At 44.2% G+C, this 25,797-nt stretch carries 29 protein-coding genes and 2 tRNA genes; 29 read left to right on the top strand and 2 right to left on the bottom strand.

All coding sequences use genetic code 11. The features are described from left to right. Positions 1-25: 25 nt before the first annotated feature. From ffh to ACKTT1_RS04285, 17 genes are all read left to right on the top strand, one after another. On the top strand, positions 26-1,357 hold the full coding sequence (gene ffh, locus ACKTT1_RS04365; protein WP_369017356.1) for a signal recognition particle protein: 1,332 nt from the start codon (positions 26-28) through the stop codon (positions 1,355-1,357). Between the two features lie 41 nt (positions 1,358-1,398). Beyond that, positions 1,399-1,659 (top strand): 30S ribosomal protein S16, encoded by a 261-nt coding sequence (gene rpsP / locus ACKTT1_RS04360; protein ID WP_369017357.1) that lies wholly within the window; start codon positions 1,399-1,401, stop codon positions 1,657-1,659. Continuing rightward, positions 1,656-1,886, top strand: a complete 231-nt coding sequence (locus ACKTT1_RS04355; protein WP_369017358.1) for a KH domain-containing protein — start codon at positions 1,656-1,658, stop codon at positions 1,884-1,886. The genes rpsP and ACKTT1_RS04355 overlap by 4 nt, the downstream gene beginning before the upstream one ends. A gap of 19 nt (positions 1,887-1,905) precedes the next feature. Then, positions 1,906-2,427: a ribosome maturation factor RimM gene (gene rimM / locus ACKTT1_RS04350; RefSeq protein WP_412710312.1), complete on the top strand. Its 522-nt coding sequence runs from the start codon at positions 1,906-1,908 to the stop codon at positions 2,425-2,427. After that, positions 2,424-3,122, top strand: coding sequence for a tRNA (guanosine(37)-N1)-methyltransferase TrmD (trmD, locus tag ACKTT1_RS04345; RefSeq protein ID WP_412710311.1), 699 nt, complete (start codon positions 2,424-2,426; stop codon positions 3,120-3,122). Before rimM ends, trmD begins: the two co-directional genes overlap by 4 nt. 56 nt (positions 3,123-3,178) lie before the next feature. Further along, the gene (rplS, locus tag ACKTT1_RS04340) at positions 3,179-3,526 is read left to right on the top strand and encodes a 50S ribosomal protein L19 (protein WP_412710310.1); all 348 of its coding nucleotides are present in this window, start codon (positions 3,179-3,181) and stop codon (positions 3,524-3,526) included. A 19-nt stretch (positions 3,527-3,545) separates the two neighbouring features. After that, positions 3,546-4,052 (top strand): signal peptidase I, encoded by a 507-nt coding sequence (gene lepB / locus ACKTT1_RS04335; RefSeq protein WP_412710549.1) that lies wholly within the window; start codon positions 3,546-3,548, stop codon positions 4,050-4,052. Continuing rightward, positions 4,019-4,693 (top strand): ribonuclease HII, encoded by a 675-nt coding sequence (locus tag ACKTT1_RS04330; RefSeq protein WP_412710309.1) that lies wholly within the window; start codon positions 4,019-4,021, stop codon positions 4,691-4,693. The genes lepB and ACKTT1_RS04330 overlap by 34 nt, the downstream gene beginning before the upstream one ends. Next, positions 4,638-4,997, top strand: a complete 360-nt coding sequence (locus tag ACKTT1_RS04325; RefSeq protein WP_412710308.1) for a YraN family protein — start codon at positions 4,638-4,640, stop codon at positions 4,995-4,997. Before ACKTT1_RS04330 ends, ACKTT1_RS04325 begins: the two co-directional genes overlap by 56 nt. 28 nt (positions 4,998-5,025) lie before the next feature. Continuing rightward, positions 5,026-6,570 carry a YifB family Mg chelatase-like AAA ATPase gene (locus tag ACKTT1_RS04320; RefSeq protein ID WP_412710307.1) on the top strand — a complete coding sequence of 515 codons (1,545 nt, stop codon included), beginning with the start codon at positions 5,026-5,028 and terminating at the stop codon, positions 6,568-6,570. Further along, positions 6,563-7,651, top strand: a complete 1,089-nt coding sequence (gene dprA / locus ACKTT1_RS04315; protein WP_412710306.1) for a DNA-processing protein DprA — start codon at positions 6,563-6,565, stop codon at positions 7,649-7,651. Before ACKTT1_RS04320 ends, dprA begins: the two co-directional genes overlap by 8 nt. A gap of 38 nt (positions 7,652-7,689) precedes the next feature. Then, positions 7,690-7,767: transfer RNA gene (locus tag ACKTT1_RS04310), tRNA-Pro, on the top strand. Positions 7,768-7,803: 36 nt separating this feature from the next. Next, positions 7,804-8,580 (top strand): SDR family NAD(P)-dependent oxidoreductase, encoded by a 777-nt coding sequence (locus tag ACKTT1_RS04305; RefSeq protein WP_412710305.1) that lies wholly within the window; start codon positions 7,804-7,806, stop codon positions 8,578-8,580. A gap of 100 nt (positions 8,581-8,680) precedes the next feature. Then, entirely contained in the window at positions 8,681-10,108 is a 1,428-nt protein-coding gene (locus ACKTT1_RS04300) for an extracellular solute-binding protein (protein WP_412710304.1), read from the top strand. Positions 10,109-10,122: 14 nt separating this feature from the next. Next, on the top strand, positions 10,123-10,992 hold the full coding sequence (locus tag ACKTT1_RS04295) for a carbohydrate ABC transporter permease (RefSeq protein WP_412710303.1): 870 nt from the start codon (positions 10,123-10,125) through the stop codon (positions 10,990-10,992). Further along, on the top strand, positions 10,993-11,817 hold the full coding sequence (locus tag ACKTT1_RS04290) for a carbohydrate ABC transporter permease (RefSeq protein WP_412710302.1): 825 nt from the start codon (positions 10,993-10,995) through the stop codon (positions 11,815-11,817). Positions 11,818-11,831: 14 nt separating this feature from the next. After that, complete coding sequence (locus tag ACKTT1_RS04285) at positions 11,832-12,002, top strand: hypothetical protein (protein ID WP_369017370.1); 171 nt, start codon at positions 11,832-11,834, stop codon at positions 12,000-12,002. Positions 12,003-12,031: 29 nt separating this feature from the next. Here the strand turns inward: ACKTT1_RS04285 and ACKTT1_RS04280 are convergent, their stop codons facing one another. Next, entirely contained in the window at positions 12,032-13,447 is a 1,416-nt protein-coding gene (locus ACKTT1_RS04280) for an L-fucose/L-arabinose isomerase family protein (RefSeq protein WP_412710301.1), read from the bottom strand. Positions 13,448-13,568: 121 nt separating this feature from the next. Here ACKTT1_RS04280 and ACKTT1_RS04275 point away from each other — a divergent pair, with 121 nt between their 5' ends. The 7 genes from ACKTT1_RS04275 to holA all read left to right on the top strand — a co-directional run bounded on the left by ACKTT1_RS04275 (position 13,569) and on the right by holA (position 21,523). Beyond that, on the top strand, positions 13,569-14,252 hold the full coding sequence (locus ACKTT1_RS04275) for a response regulator (protein ID WP_369017372.1): 684 nt from the start codon (positions 13,569-13,571) through the stop codon (positions 14,250-14,252). 40 nt (positions 14,253-14,292) lie between these two features. Then, positions 14,293-15,348: a sensor histidine kinase gene (locus ACKTT1_RS04270; RefSeq protein ID WP_412710300.1), complete on the top strand. Its 1,056-nt coding sequence runs from the start codon at positions 14,293-14,295 to the stop codon at positions 15,346-15,348. Between the two features lie 39 nt (positions 15,349-15,387). Continuing rightward, positions 15,388-15,474, top strand: a tRNA-Leu gene (locus tag ACKTT1_RS04265). 104 nt (positions 15,475-15,578) lie between these two features. Then, positions 15,579-16,817: an HAD-IIA family hydrolase gene (locus tag ACKTT1_RS04260; RefSeq protein WP_412710299.1), complete on the top strand. Its 1,239-nt coding sequence runs from the start codon at positions 15,579-15,581 to the stop codon at positions 16,815-16,817. A gap of 132 nt (positions 16,818-16,949) precedes the next feature. Continuing rightward, positions 16,950-18,251, top strand: coding sequence for a diphosphate--fructose-6-phosphate 1-phosphotransferase (gene pfp / locus ACKTT1_RS04255; RefSeq protein ID WP_412710298.1), 1,302 nt, complete (start codon positions 16,950-16,952; stop codon positions 18,249-18,251). Between the two features lie 193 nt (positions 18,252-18,444). Continuing rightward, entirely contained in the window at positions 18,445-20,616 is a 2,172-nt protein-coding gene (locus ACKTT1_RS04250) for a DNA internalization-related competence protein ComEC/Rec2 (RefSeq protein WP_412710297.1), read from the top strand. Further along, a complete protein-coding gene (holA, locus tag ACKTT1_RS04245) occupies positions 20,585-21,523 on the top strand; it encodes a DNA polymerase III subunit delta (protein ID WP_412710296.1) in 939 nt (312 codons plus the stop codon). Before ACKTT1_RS04250 ends, holA begins: the two co-directional genes overlap by 32 nt. Position 21,524: 1 nt before the next feature. Here the strand turns inward: holA and rpsT are convergent, their stop codons facing one another. After that, positions 21,525-21,806, bottom strand: coding sequence for a 30S ribosomal protein S20 (rpsT, locus tag ACKTT1_RS04240; RefSeq protein ID WP_412710295.1), 282 nt, complete (start codon positions 21,804-21,806; stop codon positions 21,525-21,527). A 204-nt stretch (positions 21,807-22,010) separates the two neighbouring features. Here rpsT and rplM point away from each other — a divergent pair, with 204 nt between their 5' ends. The 5 genes from rplM to cdaA all read left to right on the top strand — a co-directional run bounded on the left by rplM (position 22,011) and on the right by cdaA (position 25,763). After that, positions 22,011-22,451, top strand: a complete 441-nt coding sequence (rplM, locus tag ACKTT1_RS04235) for a 50S ribosomal protein L13 (RefSeq protein WP_412710294.1) — start codon at positions 22,011-22,013, stop codon at positions 22,449-22,451. Between the two features lie 17 nt (positions 22,452-22,468). Next, complete coding sequence (rpsI, locus tag ACKTT1_RS04230; RefSeq protein ID WP_369019405.1) at positions 22,469-22,852, top strand: 30S ribosomal protein S9; 384 nt, start codon at positions 22,469-22,471, stop codon at positions 22,850-22,852. Between the two features lie 94 nt (positions 22,853-22,946). Then, positions 22,947-24,026: an alanine racemase gene (locus tag ACKTT1_RS04225; RefSeq protein WP_412710293.1), complete on the top strand. Its 1,080-nt coding sequence runs from the start codon at positions 22,947-22,949 to the stop codon at positions 24,024-24,026. A gap of 27 nt (positions 24,027-24,053) precedes the next feature. Beyond that, the gene (gene argF / locus ACKTT1_RS04220) at positions 24,054-24,986 is read left to right on the top strand and encodes an ornithine carbamoyltransferase (RefSeq protein WP_412710292.1); all 933 of its coding nucleotides are present in this window, start codon (positions 24,054-24,056) and stop codon (positions 24,984-24,986) included. Between the two features lie 9 nt (positions 24,987-24,995). Beyond that, positions 24,996-25,763, top strand: coding sequence for a diadenylate cyclase CdaA (gene cdaA / locus ACKTT1_RS04215; protein ID WP_412710291.1), 768 nt, complete (start codon positions 24,996-24,998; stop codon positions 25,761-25,763). The last annotated feature ends 34 nt before the right edge of the window (positions 25,764-25,797 follow it).

The raw sequence follows: 25,797 nt of genomic DNA, 5'->3' as shown, positions 1-25,797 counted from the left end.
GAAGGAGAAAGAGAGATATAAACGTATGTTTGAAAGTTTGGTTGATAAGTTTTCCGGCATTTTCAAAAAGCTGAGAAGCAAAGGAAAATTGTCTCCTCAAGAAGTGGAGAGCATACTTAAAGAATTGCGGATGGTACTTCTTGAGTCAGATGTTCATTACAAAGTTGCTAAGGACTTGATTAACAGAGTTAAAGAAAGAGCGGTAGGCAGGGAAGTTCTGGAAAGTGTAACCCCAGGTGAAATGGTTATAAAAATTCTCTGGGATGAAATCCGCAAATGTTTGGGAGGAGAGACTCAAAATCTTAACATATCTGCACTGCCTTCTTTCCTGCTTCTTGTGGGCTTGCAGGGTTCCGGGAAAACCACTACTTGCGCCAAGCTTGCTTTGAGGCTTAAGAGGCAGGGTCACTTCCCCTTGCTGGTTTCTACCGATACCAGGCGTCCAGCAGCTAAGGAACAACTGAAGACGCTGGCCCAGAATGCTCAGATTGACTTCTTCGACGAACCGGATGCCACATCGCCACTTGAGGTGGTAAAGAAAGCTCGTGTTTTTGCTCGCCAAAAAAGCAATGACGTTGTAATTGTAGACACGGCGGGAAGGTTGCACGTTGAAGAAATGCTCCTGGCAGAGCTTCGAGAACTTGTTGAGCAAGAAAGTTTTCAGGAAACACTTCTGGTTCTGGACGCAACGACTGGACAAGAAGCCGTTAAGGTAGCCAAGAGTTTCGAAGAGTGGGTGAAACCAACTGGCATAATACTCACCAAGGTAGACACTGATGCCAGAGGGGGAGCGGTACTTTCGATAGTTTCTCAAACTGGATGGCCAGTCAAGCTGGTAGGCACAGGTGAAAAGCTGGAGCAGATAGAAACTTTTCACCCTGACAGAATGGCTAGCAGGATTCTGGGTTTGGGAGATACGCTGACCTTGATAGAAAAAATAGAAAAAGCCATTGAAAAAGAAAGTGAAGAAAAACTTGTTCAGAAACTTAAAAAGGAAGAAATAACGCTTAATGATTTTTTGGACGAAATCAAACGGTTACGCAGTGTCTCCTCTTTTGAAGAGATAGTAGGTATGCTTCCTGGAAACTTGCGTAGCAACCTGAGCATGGTGGACGGGGAAAAGAATTTAAAGAAAGTAGAAGCGATTATATGCTCTATGACTCCCCAGGAAAGACAGAACCCTTCTATAATCAATGCAAGCCGTAAAAAAAGGATAGCTCGAGGCAGTGGTACTTCCATTCAGGAAGTAAATAAATTGCTTAAGCAATTTGAAGAGTTTAAAAAACTATGGAAACAAATGCACAAAGGCAAGTTTTCTCCCCTGCGCAAGAGGGGTATTTTTGGATGGAAAATATAAGAATACCAGTCCAAATGGTGAGAAAGGAGCGTCGATAAAAAGTGGCAGTCAAAATAAGGTTAACCAGGATAGGTAGAAAGCATGCCCCGTATTATCGAATTGTGGTTACTGATGCAAAAGAAGCTCGTGATGGAAAACCGATAGAAGTTTTGGGCAACTATTCACCGATTGCTAATCCACCAGTGTGGGGCCTGAAACCTGAAAGGGTCCAGTACTGGATATCCAAAGGAGCACAAGCCACTCCTAAGGTTCAATCAATCCTTAGAAGCACCCTTAAAGCAGAGGAGGCAGCAAAACAGTGAAAGAATTGGTCGAATATTTGGTGAAAGCTCTGGTTGATAACCCTGAACAGGCCAGGGTAACGGAAGTCGAGGGAGAACAGTCGGTAATCTATGAGGTTAGAGTGGCTCCAGAAGATATGGGAAAGATAATAGGCAAACAAGGCAGGATTGCCAAAGCGATTAGAACCATCGTCCGAGCCGCCTGTGTTAAAAACGGTAAAAAGGCGATTGTGGAAATACTTGAGTAAGTGAAATTTTCATTTGAACATGCCTACCAAAAAGAGAGACAGGGTAGTGGTAGGTAAGATAGTCAGAATACAAGGTCTTAAGGGGTGGCTTAAGATTGCCACCTTTACCTCTTTTCCTGGACGTTTTGCTCCGGGAGCAGTGCTCTGGCTGGAAACTCCGGAAGGGAAAACCGTAGAAGTAAAAATTGAGGACGTGCGAAGCGAAAAAAGCGGGTTTATGTTCGTCCGCTTTCAAAACTACACCGCAAGAGAACAAGTAGAAAAGTTCCAAGGAGCACTGCTCAGCGTTGACAGAAAACAGGTGCCGCCTCTACCGGAGGGAGAATTTTACCACTTTGAGCTAATTGGTGTTCGCGTTTTTGAAAAAAACGAGTTTAAGGGAGAAGTTACGGATATTATAGAAGGGCCAAACTATGATTATTTGGTAGTTAAATACCAGGAAAAAGAGAGTTTTGTACCCTTTATCAAAGAGTTTGTGAGAGAGGTTAACCTGCAAGAAAACTATGTTATCGTTAGTTGCCCCGAAGGTTTCTGGGAATGAGAATTGATGTAGTTACTATTTTCCCGGAACTTATAGAAAACTATACCAGTGCGTCCATATTAAAAAAAGCTCAGGAGAAAAACCTGGTGAAAATAAAGGTTCATAACCTGCGCTGGTTTACTCTGGACCGACATCAAACCGTGGATGACTATCCCTTTGGTGGCGGTCCAGGTATGGTGCTGAAGCCAGAACCGATCTACAGGGCAGTCAACTTTATCAAGAGTTACACCCGGAGTGTTCCTCGAATAATTTTGCCCAGTCCACAGGGCAAGATTTTCCATCAAAAAAAGGCCCAAGAATTAGCCAGAGAGAAGCACTTACTTTTCATATGTGGTCGTTATCAGGGCATAGACGAAAGAGTGCTGGACCTTTTACAGTGCGAAGAAATTTCCATTGGAGATTATGTCCTGTCAGGAGGAGAACTTCCTACCCTGGTTATTATTGAAGCTGTTGTGAGACTTATACCAGGCGTGCTTGGAGACAGTGAATCCATCGAATATGATTCCTTTACTGAAGGCCTCCTGGGTCCTCCCCAGTTTACCAGGCCTCGAGTATTTCAAAATCTTTCCGTTCCTCAAGTTTTGCTTTCTGGGAACCACCAGCTTATCGCCAAATGGCGGTACGAAAAAGCGCTTGAGAAAACAAAAAAAGTTCGTCCTGAACTCCTCAATCTTGTAAAAAAGGAGAAAGAATGATATAGTATTTCCCGTCTCGCAGCCGGGCTACAACGTAGAGGGAGGAGATAGCGAAGATGGATAAAGCGAGAATCATACAAAGTGTTGAGGCGTCTTATCTGAAAGAAGTTCCCGAAATAAGACCTGGTGACACAGTACGGGTGCATTTTAAGGTTGTAGAAGGCGATAAGGAAAGGATTCAGGTTTTTGAAGGGCTGGTCATTTCAGTCCGGGGTTCAGGTACTGGTCGAACCTTTAAAGTGCGAAAGGTATCCTTTGGAGTAGGCGTAGAGAGGACTTTCCCCTTATATTCTCCTCGTATAGAGAAAATAGAAGTTTTGCGGAGTGGCAAGGTACGTCGAGCAAAATTATATTACCTTAGAGAGAAAAGTGCTAAAGAATCTCGTCTTGAAGAGAAACGCTAAGGCCAAGAAAAAATCTGCTTTGCGAGAAATAATTGAAACCGTAGTATGGGCTCTGGTCATTGCTCTTTTAGTACGTTACTTTGTGATAGAAGGCTATTACATTCCTTCGAGCTCGATGGCCCCCACTTTAGTGCCTGGAGAACGGGTATTGGTGGCCAAGTTCATTTATCGCTTTACAGATCCCTCGCGGGGTGATATTATTGTTTTTCGTTATCCCATAGACAAAAGAAGAAACCTTATCAAAAGGGTTGTTGGGTTACCAGGTGAGCGCATAGAGATAAGAGACGGAAAAGTTTTTGTAAATGGCGTACCCCTGGAAGGTGAGCTGTTCGACAGGACTTATTATGAAGCAGGGTATTATGGAGAAGGAGAGCATATCGTGCCTGAAAACAGCTATTTTGTATTGGGCGACAACAGCAAAAACAGCGACGACAGCCGCTTCTGGGGTTACGTACCCAGGCAGAATATTTTGGGAAAGGCTTTTCTGGTATATTGGCCTCCGCAAAAAATTCGGCTCCTACATTAAAAATTGAAGAAAAACTATGGAGCGAAGGCTATCAGTTTATTGGAGGAGTTGACGAAGCCGGTAGGGGGGCACTTGGCGGCCCGTTAGTCGCAAGTTGTGTTGTTTTGCCCCCATTCAGCTCGTTTCCCTTTTTGAAGGATTCTAAAGCCCTTTCCCCCCGCAAACGTGAAAACCTTTTTTCTTTTATTTGCGAGCACGCTATTGCCATAGGCATAGGCATGGCCTGTGAAAGGCTTATCGACGTTCTGGGTATCAATGCCGCAAATCTGTACGCCTTTAGAGAAGCCATTTCCAGGGTAACTCTATCCCAGCCTTTAGAGTTTCTAATCTTTGATTGGCTGGAAGTGAAGGGGGTTCCCATACCCTCCTTAGCTTTTCCCAAAGCCGAGGAGAAAAGTCAAAGTGTAGCAGCAGCCTCAATTGTTGCAAAAGTCTTTCGGGATAGGTTAATGCGAGAGCTATATCACAATACTTTCCCTGAGTACCGATTTTGCGAACATAAAGGCTATGCAACCAAGATACACACCCAGGTAATACGCAAACTGGGTATTGCAAAATGTCACCGCCGATCTTTTTGTAAAAACTATGAGACCAAAAGCGCAAGGCCACTTTGGAGAAGAGATAGCCAGCAAATGGATTGAGAAAAGACTCAAAATGAAAATTATCGCCAGAAACTATCGCTCACCCTTTGGCGAGATCGATTTAATTGCTCAAAAGGGTGATACTTTTGTCTTTTTTGAGGTAAAGTTGAGGACTTCAACCCAAATGGGCAATCCCGAGGAATCAGTGAATTTCTTGAAACAAGACAGAATTCGAAAAACTGCACTTCATTTTATGATGAAAAAGGGTCTCAATCCTGAGGGGACGACTTTTAGCTTCTGGATTATCGCTATTCAAAAGCAGGGTAAAGACTACAACATACGCTGTATTCCAGACGCTTTTTAATCCGCTCAGAAAGAGGTGAGCCACTTTGTTGGCGAAGGTACGAAGCGCTACAGTGATAGGAATTGAAGCTAAGCTGGTGGAAGTAGAGGTGGATGTAAGTTCGGGCATGCCTTCTTTTCAAATAGTGGGACTTCCGGACGCTGCCGTTCAGGAGGCCAGGGAAAGAGTGCGTAGCGCTATTAAAAATTCTCAGTTCTCGTTCCCAGCTCGCAGGATAACTGTAAACCTGGCTCCAGCGTCTCTCAAAAAGACAGGAAGCGACTTTGATCTGGCAATAGCCCTGGGTATCCTCAAGGCCAGTAAGCAAATTGATTTTGATCAAGAACACTCAAAAATTTTCCTTGGAGAGTTATCCTTGTCAGGAGAGTTAAAACCAGTCAGGGGAGTTCTTTCCATCGCCCATTTTCTCTCCAAAAGCAACCAATCCTTTCAACTGATATTACCCAAAGCTAATGCAAAAGAAGCGGCTCTTTTTGAGAATCCATCAGTGTTTGGGTTGAGGTCTTTGGTGCATGCTTGTGCTTTCCTCGAGGGAAAAGAAGTAGTTGAAAAAGAAAGCCTTTTACAATGTGATTTTTCTCAAAAACTTGATTTTACACTGGATTTAAAAGATGTGAAAGGGCAAAAGAGAGGCAAAAGAGCCCTGCAGGTTTGTGCTGCAGGAGGACACCATCTTTTAATGATGGGTCCACCGGGGGCTGGAAAGACTATGTTGGCAAAAGCTCTGGCTTCGATTCTTCCCGTGCCGAGTCTTGAGGAAGCTATTGAAATAACCAAAATTCACGGTATAGCTGGTCTCTCGGAGCACAATGCGCCCCTAATAACTCATCGGCCCTTCAGGTCTCCCCACCATACTATATCAGACGTCGCTTTGATTGGAGGAGGCCAATGGCCCAAACCCGGTGAAATAAGCCTGGCCCATCACGGAGTGCTTTTTCTTGACGAGGTGCTGGAATTTAAGAGAAACGCACTGGAAGCTCTGCGAGAACCTCTGGAATGGGGTAGGATAACCATATCGCGAGCTAATATGGCAGTAACCTTTCCAGCCAGATTTATCCTTGTGGCCGCTTGTAACCCCTGTCCATGCGGTTTTTTTGGGGACAGCAAGAAGCATTGCACCTGCTCTTATCAGCAAATACTTCGTTATCGCAACAAGCTTTCCGGGCCAATAATGGACCGTATAGACCTGCAAATAGAAATACCCAGGTTGGATTTTGAAGAGATGGTTTCCGAAGATAGTGATTATTCCTCTTCAGAAGTACGCGAGAAAATTGAGGCAGTGAGAGAACTTCAAAAAGAACGCTTCAAAAAGGAACAGATCTCGCTTAATGCAGAAATGAACCCACGTCAGATTAAAAAATACTGTGTAGCAGAGAATGAAGCAGTAAAACTCCTAAAAGACGCGGTTGAGAGGTTTGACTTTAGTGCTCGAGCATACCATCGTACTCTCAAAGTTGCTCGTACTATTGCAGACCTCGAGGGTAAAGAGCACATTCAGGAGCACCACGTTGCGGAAGCTATTCAGTATCGCATGCTTGATAAAAAGCGCCTGGAGTATCGATACAATGGATGAATTGGAGAAAGCTCACTGGGTTGCTTTCAACCACGTTAAAGGGATAGGTCCGAGTCGCTTTCAAAAGCTCCTTTCCCATTTTGGCAGTGCCTGTGATGCCTGGAACGCTTCGGAGAAAGAAATGCTCTTCGTTCTGGGTGAAAGACTGACCTATGAGATAAACCAGCAAAGAAAGAAGGTGCAACCAGAAAAACTGTATCGCGAAATAGTGGCCAGGGAGATACAAGTACTTACTCTGGAGGATCTCGATCTTTATCCCCCGCTTTTGCGAGAAATTAGTAATCCACCTTACGTTCTCTACTGCAAGGGAGATTTCCGCTTCCAAGATTCTAAGTATTTCTTAGCTGTAATCGGCACCAGAAAACCAACTCCTTATGGTCTTAGAACTGCGCATATTCTTTCTCGCTCGGCTGCAGAAAAGGGCATAGTGATAGTGAGCGGTCTGGCCACAGGCATTGACGGAGAAGCTCATCGTGGGGCTATAGATGCAGATGCACCTACCATTGGGGTTTTGGGTTCAGGATTTGACCATCTTTACCCTCGTATACATAAAAAGCTTACTCAGGAAATCCTGGAGAAGGGGGGTCTTCTGGTTTCGGAATACCCCCCTTCCACAAAACCCTCAAAAGAAAATTTTCCGCGAAGGAACCGAATAATCAGTGGGCTGTCTCATGGAGTGCTGGTTGTCGAAGCTCCAATCAAAAGTGGCACCATGATTACTGTTGATTTCGCACTGGAACAGGGTAGAGAAGTACTGGCCGTGCCGGGTCCAATATTCTCCAGAACTTGTGAAGGAAGCAACCTCCTTATAGCTCAAGGCGCATATCCGGTAGTCTCTGTAAAGAGCATCTACGATTTCTTCAGGTTACCCTTTGAAACAGTAACCAAGGAAGAACACTTGGAACCAGCAAGTCTGGCAGAAGAAAATCTGTTGCAACTTATTCCCTTTGATGGGATCCATAAAGAAGAGTTGCTGCTCCAAAGCAAGCTCGAGGAAAGCACTTTTTACAAAGTGCTTCTGGCCTTAGAAATCAAGGGTCTTATTGGGGAGTCAGCCGATGGAAGGTTGTTCCGCTATTGACAAAAGATAAAGCTCTCTGCTATAAATTTTGTGTGAGTCGGGGCGTGGCGCAGCCTGGTTAGCGCGTTCGTTTGGGGTGCGAAAGGTCGGCCGTTCAAATCGGCTCGCCCCGACCAGTTTCCTTCCAACCAGTTCTTTAAGGAGGATGCCTCATGAGCATCACAGAGCTTTTTTCTCTTCAAGACGAAGTGGCTATCGTAACTGGTGGTGCACAAGGTTTAGGCCGAGAAATGAGCCTGGGTCTTGCAGAAGCAGGTGCGCACGTAGTGATTGCTGACCTGGATATGGACACTGCGCAAAGGACTGCTTCCGAAATTCAGGCTTTAGGCAGAGAATCCCTGGCCCTTCGGGTTGATGTCACCAGCAAAGAGCAAGTGGAGCAAATGGTTAGTCAGTCTTTATCTCGTTTTGGGAAAATTGATATTCTGGTTACCTCCGCGGGCATAGGCCAGTGGAAGAAAGCCGAAGAGATGAGTGAAGAGGACTGGAAAAGAGTAATTGATGTTAACTTGACTGGTACTTTTTTATGTTGTCAGGCAGTGGGCAAGGAGATGATTAAACGAAAAAAGGGGAGCATCATCACTATCTCTTCGATGTCAGGTCTGATTGCGAATACGCCCCAACCCCAATCCCACTATAATGCTTCAAAAGGCGGAGTGATTATGCTCACCAAATCTCTTGCTTCGGAATGGGTAAAATACAATGTGCGGGTGAACACAATTGCTCCTGGGTATATGGAGACTAAGCTGGTTGCTGAACTTTTGAAAAACTATCCTGAGTATGCGCGCATATGGAAGGAGTTAACTCCCATGGGTAGACTTGGCCGACCAGAGGAGATTAAAGGACCGTGCGTGTTCCTGGCCTCTGCAGCTTCTTCATATGTAACTGGAAGTGTTCTGGTGATGGATGGAGGGTATACAATATGGTAAGGAGGTGATGCAAGCGGATTTTAAGGTGTATTAACGGGTAAAGTTACTTTTTAAGCGTCAAGCACCACAATTATTTAATCTGATGAAGGAGGTTGAAGCCATGCGAAAGGGAATCAATGTGTTGTTGGTTGTCTTGCTGGTTCTTGGAATAGGAGGGTTAGCTTTTGCACAAGTAGCCAACCCAGAGTGGTGGCAGAAAGCAGCTGAGCCTTACAAGGGGGTTGTTATTAAAGGTATTTCAGAAAGTACGCCACCTTCAAAAGCCATGGTGGAAGTAGCAGCTCCAGAGTTTGAAAAGCTCACTGGTATTAAAGTTCAGTTTGAAGTAACTTCCTGGGACGAGATGTACAACAAATCCATCCAGGACCTGCAGTCTGGAGCAGGTATATACGATTTTATCTATGTTGAGCAGGACATAATCTATGCCTACCTGGATCAGGGCTGGTTAACTAATCTCACTCCTTTTATCCAGAACTCCGCAATAACTGAACCCAACTTTGACCTGGATGACTTTACCAGTTTTATCAATTACTTCAAAGACGCCGAAGGAAACATCTTTGCCATTCCCTTTGAGGCATTCCTTAAGTCCTACATCTACCGCAAGGACCTTTTTGAAGATCCAGAAATACAGAAAGCCTTCAAAGAAAAGTATGGATATGATCTTGCTGTGCCGACTAACTGGGATCAGTATACTGACATAGCTAAATTCTTCACAGAATACGGCAAGGAAAAGGGAATTGAACTTTACGGTCACGTTGCACAGGCCAAAACTCATCCCTGCGTAGCATATGAAATGTGCGAGAGCATCTGGCCAGCATGGGGCATTTACAACTGGGGTATAAACTTAGAAACCATGCGAGCCAGTGTGGACAAGGGTGGCACCCTCAACAGCGAGCAGGCTAAGAAAGCTTTCAAGTGGTACGTTGATATGCTTCAGTACGCTCCTCCTGGTGTGCGTACCTATACCTGGGATGAGACCGCTGCCGTTTTTGGAGCTGGGAAGATCGCTCAGGGGCTTATCTATCTTGAGAACTTAGGTTGGCTGGCAACTGATCCCACCAGATCTGCAGTGATTGGCAAAATCGGCGTAGCACTTCCGCCTACCGCACCTGGAGTGCTTGAAGAAGCCAAGGCAGGCAAGGGCTACATAGGATATTATGATGGTGGAGCTCTTGGAATACCTCACAGTGCTAAGAACAAGGAAGCGGCCTGGTTGTTCATTCAGTGGTGTGCCCGCAAAGAGTGGCAAGCAGAATTTGCCAAACTGGCCACTCGCGTGGTACGCAAATCCACTTTTGACGATCCGCTCATTAAGGAACTGGATCCCAAAATGGGTGGTTACTTCACCTTGTTAAAAGAGCAGGGTCACCTCTTCGCTGGTGCTCCTCCTCTCCCCATGCATCGGCCACTGAATGAAATTTACCTTAAGTGGATTTCCAAGGCAGTAGCTGGGGAAATTTCGCCCGAAGAAGCCCTTGATAATCTTGCTCAGGAAGTAGACCAACTGATGGAAGAGCTGGGCTACTAACTGGAGGTAGAACCGTGAGAGAAAACAAAGCACAAGCGTGGGGGCTTATTGCCCCCACGCTTACTTTAATGATTCTGATTGGCGTAATTCCGGTTTTATACATTATCTATCTCAGTGCTTTCAAGTACAACGTGTTTTCACGAGTTGGAATGGTGTATACCGGGTTTAACAACTTTCGAAAACTCATGTTCGACCAGGATTTCCTGAAGTCTCTACGCTTAGGACTCACTTTTGTGGTGCTATGTTGCGCTATAGAAATGCCCCTTGGTTTGCTGATAGCCAATCTCCTGACTTTTGAATTTAAAGGGAAAGGTATTTTTCGAACTATAATGACCCTCCCTTTGGCTATGGCTCCCATCAGCATCGGAAGCATGTGGGTTCTGCTCACTAATCCAGATATTGGGCCAATTCCGTTTTATCTGAGAAAAATGGGCGTCGACTACAATATAGGAGTTAATGCTACCCAGGCTTTTTTCACTACTGTTTTTGTTGATGTTTGGCACTGGACGCCTTTTGTAACTCTTACCTTAATGGCTGGTTTGTCAAGTTTACCCAAGCAGCCTTACGAGGCTGCATTGGTGGACGGGGCCAACCGCTGGCAGACTTTCCGTTATGTCACTTTGCCCCTCCTCAAGCCGATTCTTCTGACAACTCTTTTTATAAGGATTATGGATACCTTCAGAATATTCGACGAGGTGTGGATGCTCACCAGTGGTGGTCCTGGTACGGCCACTCGCTATGTTAGCATTCATCTGGTACGGCTGGTTCTGCAGTCCATGGAGTATGGCTATAGCTCTGCAATGTCGTTGTTCTTGCTGTATTTGACTATTGTGATGTGTTGGTTACTCCTGACTTTTATATCATCCTCACAGGAGGCTTCCTAAATGAGCAAAAAAAGCTTAAGGTTGCTTGCCATCTACGTTGTTTCCATTGTTATCGCCATAGCGACTCTTTTTCCCATTTACTGGATGTTTGTGGTATCTGCCCGAACCAAACTGGAAGTCTTCAGTGGCCCCAAGCTCATACAAACTTCTTTTTACGCCATGAACTACTATCGTCCCTTTTTTAAGGATATCTATGGTAGATACCTTATCAATTCCCTAATCATTTCTTCAGGCAATATGGCTTTAGTTATTGCCCTCGCCGTTTTGGCAACCTATTCTTTCTCTCGTTTTCGTATATCAGGCTCCAACAACATCTTTTTCTGGACCATAACCAACCGTATGGCCCCTCCTGCAGTTTTTATTGTCCCCTTCTTTCTTATCTTTACCAGAGTGGGCTTGAGAGATACCAAACTGGGCATGATCCTACTTTACTGTATATTTAATCTACCTTTTGCTATATGGTTGCTTAAAGGAATGATGGATGCTATCCCAAAAGAACTGGATGAGGCAGCGTTGATCGATGGTTGTTCCCTGTGGGGAGTGTTGACTCACGTTATCCTCCCCCTTGCTAAGCCAGGGATTATGGTAACCGCAATACTCACTTGGATTTTTGCCTGGAATGAGTATCTCTTTGCATCCATACTAACCAGCGTCAATGCTCGGACTATTACCACCGGTCTTGCTGAGTTTGTTACCGTTATCGGCACCAACTGGGGAGAAATGGCTGCAGTGTCAATGGTCTGTTTGATACCGGCTGTAATCTTTATTGGCATTGCCCAAAAGCATATTATTGCAGGTCTCACTTTTGGAGCAGTTAAAGACTGAGGAGTGGAGAACACATGCGCATTTTACCTTTTAAAAGCAATCTCTGGGATCGCATTTTTATCGGCGTGGTGATAATGTTTGCAGTGCACCTTTTGTGGGTACGTTTTGTTGAACAGTTTATACCTCTTTACGTGGCAACCATCGCCACTTTAATCTTTCTGGGAATGCTTATCGTCACCGGGTAGGAAGTATCCTACCCGGTAATTGAACTATTTTATTCTGCGTTGTGCCAATAAATATCAAATCCCAGGTACTTCTCGAAGGCCTCGACCAGTGCATCAGCCACCCAGGAGAGGTTCATGGCAGCGTGATGTTCAAATCCATTGTCACACATAACATAGAGGAGATTTTGCAAATTTTCAATTTTTACCACACCCCAACCACCGAAGGTATCAATCGTATCATCGGTAATTTCTCCTTCAGCCACGTAACCAACAATTTTTCCTGAAACATCGTCAGTGGCCAAGCGACTAATGGTTACGGGGCCAGCCGGTATTTTACCGTAGCAAGTACCGTAAGCCCTTTCTTTGGGAACCGCAGAAGAAGAAATAATGTCTCCATAGCCCATACGGGGGTTTTGAAGCAGCGATTTTGGAAAATTGCTACAGTGAAAAAGCACTGCTTTGTCCGGGTCATCGTTGAAATTGTTGTTCCAATCCACCAAGGCAGACGGTGTACCAGAAGCCAACTGCAAAGCGTACATGGCCAAGCCACCTGTCAAGTCAACTTCGCAGGCAGCAGGAATTAAGCTTTCGCTGAGCATGCTCATGACCGTGCAGGGCATAATCCCCAAGTTTTCCTGAATGGAAGTCCAGCACTGAAAGGAGATAAGTGAAACCCCGGTTTCTTCAATCCATTCCTTGAGAACCAGCCGCAACTTAGCCATCTTGACCAGTGCTTCCTCGGGAATGCCGGTAGTGTCAATGTAATCCTTGATGGCTTTAAGTTCTGCCAACACTCTGGAGTCGTTGTCGGCAAGCTTTCCAACTCGAGCAAAAATTTCGGAAAGATCGGCGACCTCAACCGAGATACCGTGGTGCTCAAGTATTTTTTCTGAAAAACGCACCGTGTTAAAGGCGTTCGGCCTTGCTCCAATAGCACCCGCTTTCAGATTTTTGAAACCGTTGACAACTCTGCATACTGCAGCAAACCAACTCACATCTTCCTTGAAAAGCTCGCTGTCAGGATTTTCAGTGTGTTGCGTGGTTAGCGAAAAGGGAATTCCAAACTGCTTCAAATTATTGCATACAGACAGTTTTCCGCAAAAGCTATCTCTGCGCTGCGTAATGTCCATGGCGGTATTCTGGTCAGGAAAGGCATGCACCAAAATCGGCACTCTAAGCCCTGAAAAACGAAGCGCATAAGCAACTCCCTTTTCATCACCAAAATTGGGAAGGGTAACAATAACACCCGAAATTTCATTTCGGTGCTCTTCGAAAAGCCGTGCGCACTTTCGAGCGTCTTCCCAGGTTTCTACGGTCCCAAACTTGGTGTCTTCGGGGGTAAGGGTTACCACTCCATAACCCATATCTTCGAGCACTTTAATGACTTGCTCCCTACCTTCTTTGGCCAAGGCATCAGGAAAAAATCCTCGATTACCTACAATCAAACCAAAGGTTTGTTTCACCAAAATGACCTCCTTTCAAAAATTAAAGCTTTTTAAAAAATCCTTAAGACAATTTTAACCCAAACCATTATAATTTGAACATGAAAAGCCTTAGGTTGCGAAAACTGGATGGTCAGGATTTAGGGTGAAAGTTTTCGTCATCGAAGACGAAACCGAAATTGCCGATATCATTGCCCACTTTTTGCGAAAGGAAAATATTGAAACTTTGACCTTTGAAAGCGCTGAAAGCTTCCTGGAAAAAGTGCAGGAGCTACCAGTACCTCAGCTTTTTATTCTTGATCTCATGCTTCCTGGGATGGACGGCGTAGAATTTTTAAAATACCTCAAGAGGGAACCACGTTATAAGGACGTTCCAGTAATCATACTCTCGGCCAAAGATGACACGCTTGATATAGTGCTCGGTCTGGAGCTTGGTGCAGAAGACTACATTACCAAGCCCTTTAACCTCCGGGAGTTATTGGCCAGAATCAAAGTGGTTACCCGGAGAATTTCGAAAGAAAAAACCTCCTCAGCAAACTTACTGAGTGCAGGAAAGCTGGTTTTGAATCGGGATACTTTTTCTCTTCAGGTAGAAGAAAAAGAGATACCTCTTTCACTGAGGGAGTATAAAATAATGGAACTTTTTATGAAAAATCCTAAACAGGTTATATCAAGGAATCAATTTCTGGATCGGGTGTGGGGCGAAGAGGAATTTGTCACTGATCGGATAGTTGATGTGTATATAGCCAATTTGCGCAAAAAACTTGGCCGATACGGGCAACAAATAGAAACTGTAAGGGGGGTAGGGTACCGGTTTGTCCCTAAATGAAGTGCTTTGGTTGTCAATATTGTTTTTTTGTTCTCTTTTAGTGGGTGGTTATACTGCAAAAAATTACGTTTCCAACCGCAAGCAAAAAAAGGATAAGATAAGAGAAACAGAACATCAAGAAGATATTGAGCACTTCCTGCATCGCCTATTGAGCTTGCTTGACCAACCAGCTTTCATCTTCGATCCAGAGACAAAAATAGTGTTATACAACGCTTCTTTAGGGAAAATTCTAAACCTCCCTATTTCAGAATCGGAAGAACGACTATTCGCCGTAAACTCTCTGGATGTTCCTCTACTTGAGCGAGGACTAAACATTGAAAAATTGCTTTTTACAAGCAATCACAATTCGTATTGTTTGAGAAGCCTCGATTACCAAGGAAAAAAAATTTTTATCCTTGAAGAGGCTGGAAGCAGCGACCAGGAGGAATTGCGATTTCTTCTTTCAAGTATCTGGCACGAAATTAAAACTCCACTGACCATCATTGAAGGATATCTTCAAATGCTTGAAGGGGAAGAAACAGAATGGCATCGTTTCGTGCCCAAAGTGCAAAAGCAAATCCAGAAAATAAAAAGCATCTTGAAATATCTTAAGCATCTTGGTTATCAGGGTTCAGACTCAAAACTCCTTTTGCGGGACTTCTTTTTAATAATTGAGGAAATTGTTACGCAATGGCAAGAAGAAATCAATGAGAAGGAACTCCACTTCGAAATGACAAACTTCCAAACGAGACCAGAAAATGAAGCCTTGCATCTTGGCCTCAGCCAGGGGGAAGCTTTTTTGCTCTTTTCCAACCTTATTTCCAACGCGGTAAAGTTCAGCCCCAAAGGGAGTGTTATTAGCCTGGAGCTTTCCTGTGTTCCAGAAAGCAACAGTTGTTTAATAGAGCTGAGTAACCACATAGACACAACGGGTAACCTGGGAAGCAGTCTGGGAGAAGTTTCCTATCGACTCAAAAAAGCGCTTGAAAAGGGATTGGGAATGCTTCTGGTTGGCAAAATTCTGCAAAAAAGAAATGGAGCCTGGCACTTCAAGCTACACAAAGAAGGTAAGGTAACCTTCCAAATTTTGTTGCCAGCTTTCGCTCGTAAAGATTGACGATCCCGCCTTTACTTGCTATAATTGCTTCGCGATAGGGCCGGGCTGGTGGAACAGGAAGACACGCTATCTTGAGGGGGTAGTGGGTTTTTGCCCGTGCGGGTTCAAATCCCGCGCCCGGCACCATCCTTTCCCCAAAGCGGTTCTGTGGGTTGAATCTCCTTTCGGAACGAAAGTGTCTTTCTGGCTATCCCTTGACTTTGGGAAACAAACTGTTTATTCCATTGCTTATGGAAAGGATATTAGATTTCTTCAACGTGTTCTTCATAAGTTTGGATGGGTTTGTGCACAATGAAATCGTGCACCACCAATTGGGTAAAGTAATTGACCGAATTCGCGAAGCTGGAAAAACACTACGTTTGCTGACCAACAATCCCTGCTATTCCAGAGAATCAATGTACGCAAAATTGCAGGAATTAGGATTTGAAGTTACTCTGGAGGAAATTATCACTCCCGGCCAGGTACTCAAGCTCTTTCTCAAGTTTCAAAGATTGGACAAAATATATTTTTTAGGAAATCAAGAGCTAAGAAGAGAGTTGCTTGATGCAAGTGTTGAAGTTACACAACACGAACCGCAGGCAGTAGTGGTTGGTTTTGACGAAGCAATTTCCCTTCGGGAGATAAAAGAGGCGGCTGTTTTTACAATAAAAGGTGTTCCGTTAATAGCTACCAATCCCGATTACCAGTTTAACACTTACTGGGGGGTTGTTCCCAGTACCGGCATAATTGTGAACGTTCTTGAGAAAATGACTTCTACCAGAGCTGTGTGTTTGGGCAAACCGAACCCGTTTTTCTTTTTTGCGGCACTTGGAGAGCTCCCTCTCAAGAAATTGCGCTGTGTCGTGATTGGTGACAATCCTCAAACTGATATAGTTGGTGCGCACTGGATGCGCATGCCAGCCGTACTGGTGGCTCAACACTTTGAATATTTTCCCGCTGCGGGAGATCCGCGAAATCCAGATTTGTGGGTCCAGGACTTCGAGGAACTTCAAGAAAAGCAGGTTACGGAACTAATGCATCCGGACAGGAGTTTCCCAGTCCTTCCCGACGGAATAAAAGTTGCTACTTGTGGCATAGTTCTTGATTGTAAACAACGAGTACTTCTTGCTCTCAAAAAAGGCAGTAAAGATTGGGGATTGCCAGCTGGAACGATGGAAATAGGCGAAACGCTCACCGGGTGTCTTCAACGAGAGCTTCGCGAAGAAGCAGAAATCAGCATCGATCCCCAGTCGATAATTTGCAGGGGCGTGTTTACGGATCCTGAGGAACTGGTTTTTCCAAAGGAATTGGGGAAACCCTTCCAGTTTGTGGTGGTAGTTTATGAATGTCGGGCTCTCAATGATAAGCCTCGTCCCGATGGAGAGGAAATCAGGGAAACCAGATTTTTTGCGCTGGATGAGTTACCCTCTAACCTTTTCCCCACTCACAGGGAATGGATTCAGAAGCTGCTGGTAGCCAATACTCGATAGTTCTCCGATACCCCGAGTTTTGGTAGTGTCGATGATTCAGGTTGACCAGCAATGGCTTTTCTGATATCTTTTCTCGTGAAGCTGTAAACTTGAAAAACTCTACCGCCAATTTCGACAAAAGGAGGTTCCAGAATGGAGCACAAAAAGAGATTGGGTATCCTGGTGGGAGGAGGTCCAGCGCCAGGAATAAACGGCGTCATAGGTTCGGTGGCTATTGCTGCCAATTTGAGAGGTCTGGAAGTAATTGGGATTTATGATGGTTTCAAATGGATATCCAGTCCTTCTTTTGACCCTACACAGCATACTGTAAAGTTGGAAATCAAGGATGTTTCCCGTATTCACCTTCAGGGAGGTTCTATTCTCCGTACCGCTCGAGACAGCCTGGTAAAGGGAGGAAAAATAGATTCGGAAAAAGTAGCCAATGTTAGGAAAGCAATGGAAACCCTGGGAATAAGCTATCTGGTTACCATAGGAGGCGACGATACTGCCTACAGTGCCAGCATTCTGGATTCAGCAATGCAAGGAGCGCTTCTCACTGCTCATGTTCCCAAGACTATCGATAACGATTTGCCGCTCCCAGGCAACATGCCTACTTTTGGCTTTCAGACCGCGAGAGATCTGGCTACTCAACTGGTCAAAAACCTTATGGAAGATGCGAAAACCACAAATCGCTGGTATTTTGTGGTGATGATGGGAAGATCTGCAGGTCATCTTGCCCTGGGGGTTGGGAAATCAGCAGGAGCGACCCTGACCATAATACCTGAGGAATTTGGTCAGCAGACAATCAGAGTAGAGGATGTCTGTGACATATTAGAAGGAGCCATGCTTAAGAGGAGGTTGCTGGGAAGAAAGGACGGAGTAGCCGTCATTGCTGAAGGAGTGGCTCTTAAGTTTGGAAGCGTTGAGGAAATCGAGCAAATTCTTGGCAAGCCTATACCCAGGGACCCTCATGGTCATGTGAGGCTTGCCGAAGTACCGCTTGGTGAGCTTTTGAAAAGCGAAATAGAGAGAAGGTTCAACGAGCGTGGAGAAAAGATTACCATTGTGACCAAAGATATCGGCTACGAACTGCGCTGTGCACCTCCGAATGCTTTTGATATCGAATACACCAGGGAGTTGGGCTTCGGAGCGGTTGAATATCTTTTAAGCAATGAATATAGTTTGAAGAATCAACAGAAAGGAGCTCTAATTAGTATTTTTGAGGGTAAACTTAATCCCATACCTTTTGAGCAGATCCGGGATCCTCAGACCGGGAGAACAAAGGTACGAACGGTGGATATTAACTCCTACTCATATCGCGTGGCTCGTTCCTTTATGATTCGACTTGAAAAAGAGGACCTTGAAGATCCTAACACCCTGGATAAATTGGCCAGCTTAAGCGGATTGAGTAAGGATGCCTTCAAGAAGAAGTTTCAGAAAGCGACAGAGTGGTAGTTTAACCGGGGGTACTACCCCCGGTTAAACGCACTGTCATCCCTTGAATAAGCCCTCCCTTCTCAGCTTTAAGTATTATCCCGTTTTTCAGCTTGCAAGTTCTTTTTTTGCTGGCTTTTTTCTTGCTCGACATTTTCTGCAAAAGCCTTTTAATAAGATATGGGTCCTGGCACTTGTTGTGCTCGCTACTTGTATGCTTTTAGCTTTCAAGAAACGCTGGATGTTTACTGTAGCCTTCTTCGCTTTCTGGATGCTGGGAGGTGCGATGTTTTATTCGGTAACTTTTTTAGAGCCTTTTGGCTTTTTTCTGGAGCTCGACAGACAGCAGATTACACTTGAGGGGGTTCTTCTTCCTGAAAACGAAAACCTGTTCCTGGTCAACCTTAATAGATTTTTCGTGTATTCCCCACAGATACTTATCGCTGGAAACAGCGAGTTAACTAATAAACTTGCTTACCAGAAAGTGCAGTTAAGCGGGGTCTTCAGGTTATTCCCCTCCTGCGCTAATCCAGGGGTTACCAATTTACGGACATTTTATTTCCAGAAGCGTACAGTGGGATACTTAGAGAAGGTCAAAATTATATCCATTCAGAAAAATAACCTTTGGTATCAGTTTATGGGATTAGTAGAGAAGTTGAGGGAGAAACTTTTTAAGAAGTGGGATGCTTACCTTAAGGAAACCTTCCCGCTGTTTCTCTCCCTTTTAACAGGGCAAAAGACAAGGGAATTCTATGAGCAGAGCAATGTTTTTCAGGAAGTGGGAGTTTTTCACCTTTTTTGCGTGTCGGGACTTCACCTCGGACTGGTTGGGAGTCTTGTACTCTGGCTGGTTCAAAAATTCTTTCCACACAGACACCTTGTTTCTTTCCTGATAGTTGTTTTGTTCACCTTTTTGTATCTCTGCATGGCCAATATGGCTCCTTCCGCCTTGCGAGCCTGGATAATGTTTAGCTCTTACCTTTTAAGCCAGCGCCTGGGTAGGAACACAAGCCAAATAAGTTATTTCCTGGTAGCTCTATTAGTGATGGTTGCTCTGGATCCTGGGCTTATATTCGATACTGGTGCTCAGCTTTCTTTTGCTTCCACCCTGGGAATCATTTTCTTTCTCCAGAGTGAAATCCGTTCCCTTTCGTTTCTCAACGTGTACTTAAAGGTGGTTTGGAATTCACTGGGAATAACCCTTTCCGCCATAGTTTTCAGTATGCCTTTTTTACTTGTCAAGGGATTCACTTTTTCCAGTCTGACTTTTGTGGGCAATCTCGTAGTTGCTCCTTTTTTGGAGGTAGTTCTTGTTCTCTCGCTTTTTATCCAACCTGTCGCTTTTATTACCCCCCAAATGTCACAGTACTTGGGAAGAATGTTGTACCACCTCTTTAAAGCACTGTGTTTCATAGCTCAGAAATTAACCTTTCTACCTCATTTTTTCTGGGATTTTTCCGTTCAAAAAGATGTAATCAAAGGATGGTTATTCTGGTTTTCTTTATTGATGATTCCAATTGGTTTGTCCCTGTTTAGAAAGCAAAAAACAGCCTGGTTAAAAATTGCATTAGTGCTGGTCTTTTCAGGCCTCGTTTTGTATTTGACGGCGTTTATATGGAAACCCTTAGATAAATCCGAAGTTTGGGTTCTTGATGTAGGACAGGGTCTTTCCGTAGGGGTGATCAAAGGGGGGGAAGCTGTGTTAATAGATGCCGGTGGTTATGCATCCCGGTATGGAAATATTGGCAAAAACGTCATTGGACGATTTTTGCATTTCAAAGGTGTGAAGAAAATCGATAGTGTGTTTATAACCCATTTCCATAAAGACCACACCAATGGAATAACGGGATTGATGAATGCATTTGGGCGTTTTTCTGCTTTTGTTCCTGCGTCTGGGAAATCAAATCTTGCGCAGGGCGTCCAACCTGTTTTTGAGCTATCTTCTTACCAGGAATTGCCAATTTTTGAAGACGTTGTGCTAAAAATTTTCCCAGTCAAAGCTGGCGGAGATACCAATAACCAGGCATTGCTCTTCAAAATATGCTTCCCTTCCTTTAGTATATTGGTAACAGGAGACATTGAAGAAGAGGGAATTGCCGAACTTGCTCCTTTTCTTTGGAGTTTGAGGAGCGAGGTCATAGTTATGCCACACCATGGTAAGTACCTTCAAAACTTGAGATGGTTTCTTGACAAGGTGAAGCCACGTTTAGCAATAATCTCCTGTGGCGAAAATGAGTTTGGACATCCCAACCCTGAAACAATAGCTTTACTTGATGAACTTGACATAAAAACGCTGGTAACCCGGAAAGAAGGAGCAGTTTGTTTTTGGCCGGCACCGAGAGGAGGAATGAGCTTTGCAACCCAGGGCAAAGGCAACCACTTTTGAAAAGTGGCTCCAGGAGAAGTTTAAGGGTAATGCTCTTCTTTTTGTCGGGAAGGTAAATCAGGAATTTTTCAGAAAAGCTTATCTTGAACCTTTGATGAAACATTTTGGTGTGTCCCGAATTATTAAGATAGAAACACCTCAGGAATGGGAAGAGCACAGTGAGGATTTGCTGCAGGCATCACTTTTTGAAAATCAGAGGACCATCGTTCTCTTCCAGGAGCCAGAGGAAGACACTTTCTTCAAAGTCAAGAAATTGTTAACTCACAACCCAGCTTTAATTCTGATAGGCGTCTTGAAGAACAAACCCAAACGCCTGCATGACGTACCACAGGTTGTGTTGCGCAATCTCTCCCCGGCCAGCACCCTTCCGCGCTCCATTGCCCAGTCACTATCCAGAATGCCTTCAGCTTCCGTTAAAAAACTTATTCATTACTGGCATGAAATGGACCTTAAAGAAGAAGACGTGATTCAATTTCTGGGTTGTTTCCCCAATTTGCAGAACGTAAAACCGGAAGATGTGGAAGCGTATTTTGAAAGTGAGGAAAAAAGCATTCTCTTTCACTTTCTGGATGCTACTATCGAAGGGGAAACAGAAAAGGCCCTAACCTATCTCGACTTGCTATTAAAGAAAGGGTTCCCTCATACGTTTTTAGTTTCCAGCCTTACCAGAAAGTTAAGATTAATCTTACAGTGTCTGGAAGAACAGCAACCGGTTGACCTCTGGACAGAAAGAAAAGTAAACAACTATGAATTACGCAAAATTGCACAACAATGTAAAAAATTCTCGCTCCAAAAAATCAAAATCGCTTTCCGCATTCTGCGAGAAAGCGATAGAATGCTCAAAACATCATCAGTTCCACCAGGAGACATACTTTTAGATATGGTAATAAAACTGACTGGTCTTTGATTCAAACCTGGGAAGAAGCAAGCGCTTTATTAAGCTTTTGATAGAGACGGGATTTCAGTCTGGCTGCTTTGTTTTTGTGAAAAACACCTTTTGAGGCAGCCATATCAATTTTCTTCACAACTTCTCTCAGAAAGAACTCCCTTGCTTCATCTATGTCTCCGCTCTGAAGCATGTTTAGAAACTTTTTGATATAGGTCTTGGTAGCGCTTTTTATTGACTTATTGCGTAATCTTCTCCGTTCACTTTTTCTCAAGTTCTTTAGCGCCGATTTAGTATTTGGCATAATTCCGATCACCTCTCGTAGTATTTGAAAGAAGTGCGAGTTGCATTTTAACATGAAGAACCAGGAATTGCAATGGAGACAAAAATAAATTCTAAACAATCTTCTTGACTTTTACCCCAGCCTACCTTAAAATTCAACTTGTCTTTGGGCTGGTAATCTTATATGGTACCAATATCGAAAAGTAATCAAGGAGAAGAAGGAAACATGGAGCAAAAAACTTATATCCCAAGAATTCAAGAGATACAAAGAAAATGGTATCTCATTAATGCTGAAGGGCTTACTCTGGGTCGTTTAGCTTCCAGGATCGCTACTCTTTTGATGGGAAAGCACAAAAGCAACTATACACCTTTCTTTGACACTGGAGACTTTGTAGTTGTCGTTAACGCGGAAAAAATAAAAGTTACCGGGAAGAAGCTGGAGCAGAAGCTATATCGTCATCACACCGGATACCCCGGGCATCTCAAAGAGGAGAAATTAGTCGACCTTTTAGCTCGTAAGCCTGAAGCAGTTGTTCGCCGGGCAGTATGGGGGATGCTTCCCCATACTCGCCTTGGAAGACGTTTAATTCGCAAGCTTAAAGTTTATGCTGGTCCGCAGCATCCTCATCAAGCCCAGCAACCCATTCCCCTTACGATCGAGGAGTGAAAGCAGTGGAAAAAAATATGAAATATTATGCGACTGGACGAAGAAAAACCTCGGTAGCTCGAGTATGGCTCACCCTGGGTAGTGGTAAAATAACTGTAAACGGCCGTTCCCTGGAAGATTATTTCCCACGTCAGACCCATCGGATTCTGGTAGAGAAACCGCTTGTCTTAACTGGAAGCGAGGGTAGATTCAACGTAGAAGCAAAGGTAGAAGGTGGAGGATTGAGCGGGCAAGCAGGAGCCATAGCCCATGGTATTGCTCGAGCATTGCTTTTAATTGATGAGAGCATGAAACCAACTCTCAAGAAAGCTGGGCTTTTAACCCGTGACCCGAGAATGAAAGAACGCAAAAAATATGGCCAGCCCGCAGCAAGAAAAAGCTTCCAGTTCTCAAAGCGATAAACACAATAGGCTTTCTCCAGCTGGAGAAAGCCTATTGTGTTTTTTTATTCGTTTTTGTCTTCGACCAGTTTCACCAGTTGCTTCCTGACGAAAAATGATGCATTATCCTCTTTTAAGGATTAATACACAAGCCATTCGGTACAACATAAGGGCTATTCTGCAAAAACTTAATCAATGGCAGCTTAGGGCGGTGGCAATCACTAAAGGTTTTTGTGCCGATTTGCCTCTGGTCAAACTATTTTTGGAAGAGGGAATTACCTGTTTTGGAGATTCTAATCCCGGCAATCTGCTGAAAATCAAGCACGCTTTCTCTTCCAGAAATAGCGATTTGCAGCTTTACTTGATTCGCCTCCCCATGAGCTCGGAAATTCGACTTATTGTTGACAACAATATAGTACCTTTTGTATCGAATTTTGAGAGCCTACAACTGCTGAATCATGCAGCGTATAAGGTAGGCAAGTTTCAGAAGGTGATTCTAGCGGTCGAGGGAGGGGACGCAAGAGAAGGGTTTCTTGAGGAAGAAATACTTGGTGATTTCAATTTTAAAGCCTTAAAACATATCGATATTGTTGGTTTAGGCGCCACTTTAGCTTGCTTGAGCGGTGTATTGCCCGATTTAGATGTTGTTGCCCGACTGGTCGCTCTTAAAAAGCAGCTGGAGAAAAAACTTGATAAAGAGTTGACCCTATCGGTGGGAGGAACCACTTTTTTAGAATTGTGGGAAGGAGAATCGCTTCCCAGAGGAGTCGATGAAATCCGTATGGGGGAAGCATTCCTTTTTGGCCACGACATAAGCAGGAAGAAGGCTTTTCCCTGGTTGAATCAGGACGCTTTTGAAGTAGTGGCTGAAATTGTGGAAGTTAAACGAAAGCAACCTCTCTGGGGCAAAGCCAGGGGATTCGATGCTTTTGGTAAAACATCAGCTTTTTCGCTTAGCAGGGAGGAAAAAGAGAGAGCATTGGTAGCCATAGGGAAACAGGATGTTGATGAAAACCAATTATACCCTGAAGATAAAAATGTTACAATAATTGGTGCAACAAGCAATTATCTTGTTTTAGATGTAAGTAAAAGTTCTCAAAATTACAAGCCAGGTGATACCCTGAGTTTCAGGGCTGGGTATGGAGCTGTTTTGAGGGCTTTTCTTTCACCGTATGTCAGTAGAATCTACTTTTGAATCCTGAAGCCAGGAGGAGGACATAGGATGCAAAGCTTTAAAGGCCGAGATTTTATAGATATTGCTGATTTCAGCAAAGAAGAAATAGAATACATTCTTTACACTGCTTTAGAGCTTAAAAGAAGGCTGTTTCTGAAACAGGAAATAAGTCTTCTTAAGGAGAAGGTCCTGGCTCTTCTTTTTGAAAAGCCTTCTCTGCGTACCCGAGTATCTTTCGAATTGGCTATGCTTCAGTTAGGGGGGAAAGCTCTTTACCTTGGCCCTCAAGAAGTGGGTTTGGGAAAACGCGAAGCCATCAAAGATGTTGCTCTGGTTCTAAGCAGAATGGTTGATGGAATAATGATACGTACTTTTGCCCATAGCAATGTGCTGGAACTCGCAAACTATGCTACCGTACCGGTTATCAATGGGTTGTCTGACCTTCATCATCCTTGTCAGATTATGGGTGACCTGCTTACCATAAAAGAGAAAAAAGGGCGACTTGAAGATATCAAGATTTGCTTTGTGGGCGATGGCAATAACGTTTGTAACTCTCTGGTCGTTGCCAGCGCTGTATTAGGGTTGGAAACCTGGGTGTCAACACCTCCTCAGTATAAACCTGATGCTGTGGTTTGGGAGTGGGCAGAAAGCGCGTCTAAGAAGAGCGGAGCCAAAATCGTCTATGAGGCTGACCCCAGCAAAGCTGTAGAAAATGCTGATGTGGTTTACACTGATGTCTGGGTAAGTATGGGCAAAGAAGCAGAATATGAAGCCAGAATTCAGTATTTCAAACCCTACCAAGTCAACAGCAATTTGCTTTCTCGAGCCGCAGAAGATGCTATAGTGATGCACTGCATGCCCGCACACCGAGGAGAAGAAATCACCGATGAGGTAATGGATGGTCCACAATCCGTGGTTTATGAACAAGCCGAAAACCGTCTTCATGCCCAGAAGGCCATTTTAGCCCTGATATTAGGTTGAGTGGAGGCAGTGTTGTTCGTTTTAGGATGGCGTCACATACTTGAACTTATCGTTCTGTACTGTTTTGTTTTTTACCTGCTCCGTTTTCTGCATGGAACGCCACTGGTTGCACCACTTAATTTTCTATCTTTTATCTTTATTGCAGCTGGTGTATCAAATTTTGCAGGACTCAAGGAGCTTAACTTTTTTTGGAAAGTTCTGCTCGCCGGATATGTTGCTTCGATGCTCATTGTTTTTCAACCTGAGATAAGGCGAATATACACTAACCGCGCTTACCACAGGGAAACCACTCCAGTGATGAGTGGCTTGCTTTTCCACAACGAAGAACTACGTGGGAAGCTGATAGACGATCTGGTAATAACTTGCCAGACTCTTTCCAGAAAGAAAATAGGAGCGCTCATTGTTCTTGAGCGCTCTAACAGTCTGAAAGATTTCATACAAACTGGAATACTTATTGATGCAGTATTCTCACCAGAGCTGGCGATTTCCATTTTTCTGGTGGAATCACCACTTCACGATGGGGCAATCATACTGCGAGAAAATCGCCTTTTAGCTGCAGGGTGCATTTTACCTCTTGCTGAAGTGGTAGAGGGCAAAAAACTGGTGGGTACCAGGCACCGTGCCGGTATAGGAATAACCGAACAAACTGATGCGCTGGCTATTGTGGTTTCTGAGGAAACCGGTAAAATTTCTTTAGCGGTACATGGTAAAATGGCCTGGGGTATCGAGACCCCCGCTCTTAAAAAAATGCTTAAAATTCTGTATAGAAAGGTATGATGAGGAAATCATTAGTTTTAGCAGGTTCAAAGGC

Origin of the sequence: Atrimonas thermophila (assembly GCF_045864955.1) — a bacterium.
GTDB classification, from domain to species: domain Bacteria; phylum Atribacterota; class Atribacteria; order Atribacterales; family Thermatribacteraceae; genus Thermatribacter; species Thermatribacter velox.
This window is presented reverse-complemented; position numbering and strand designations above follow the sequence as displayed.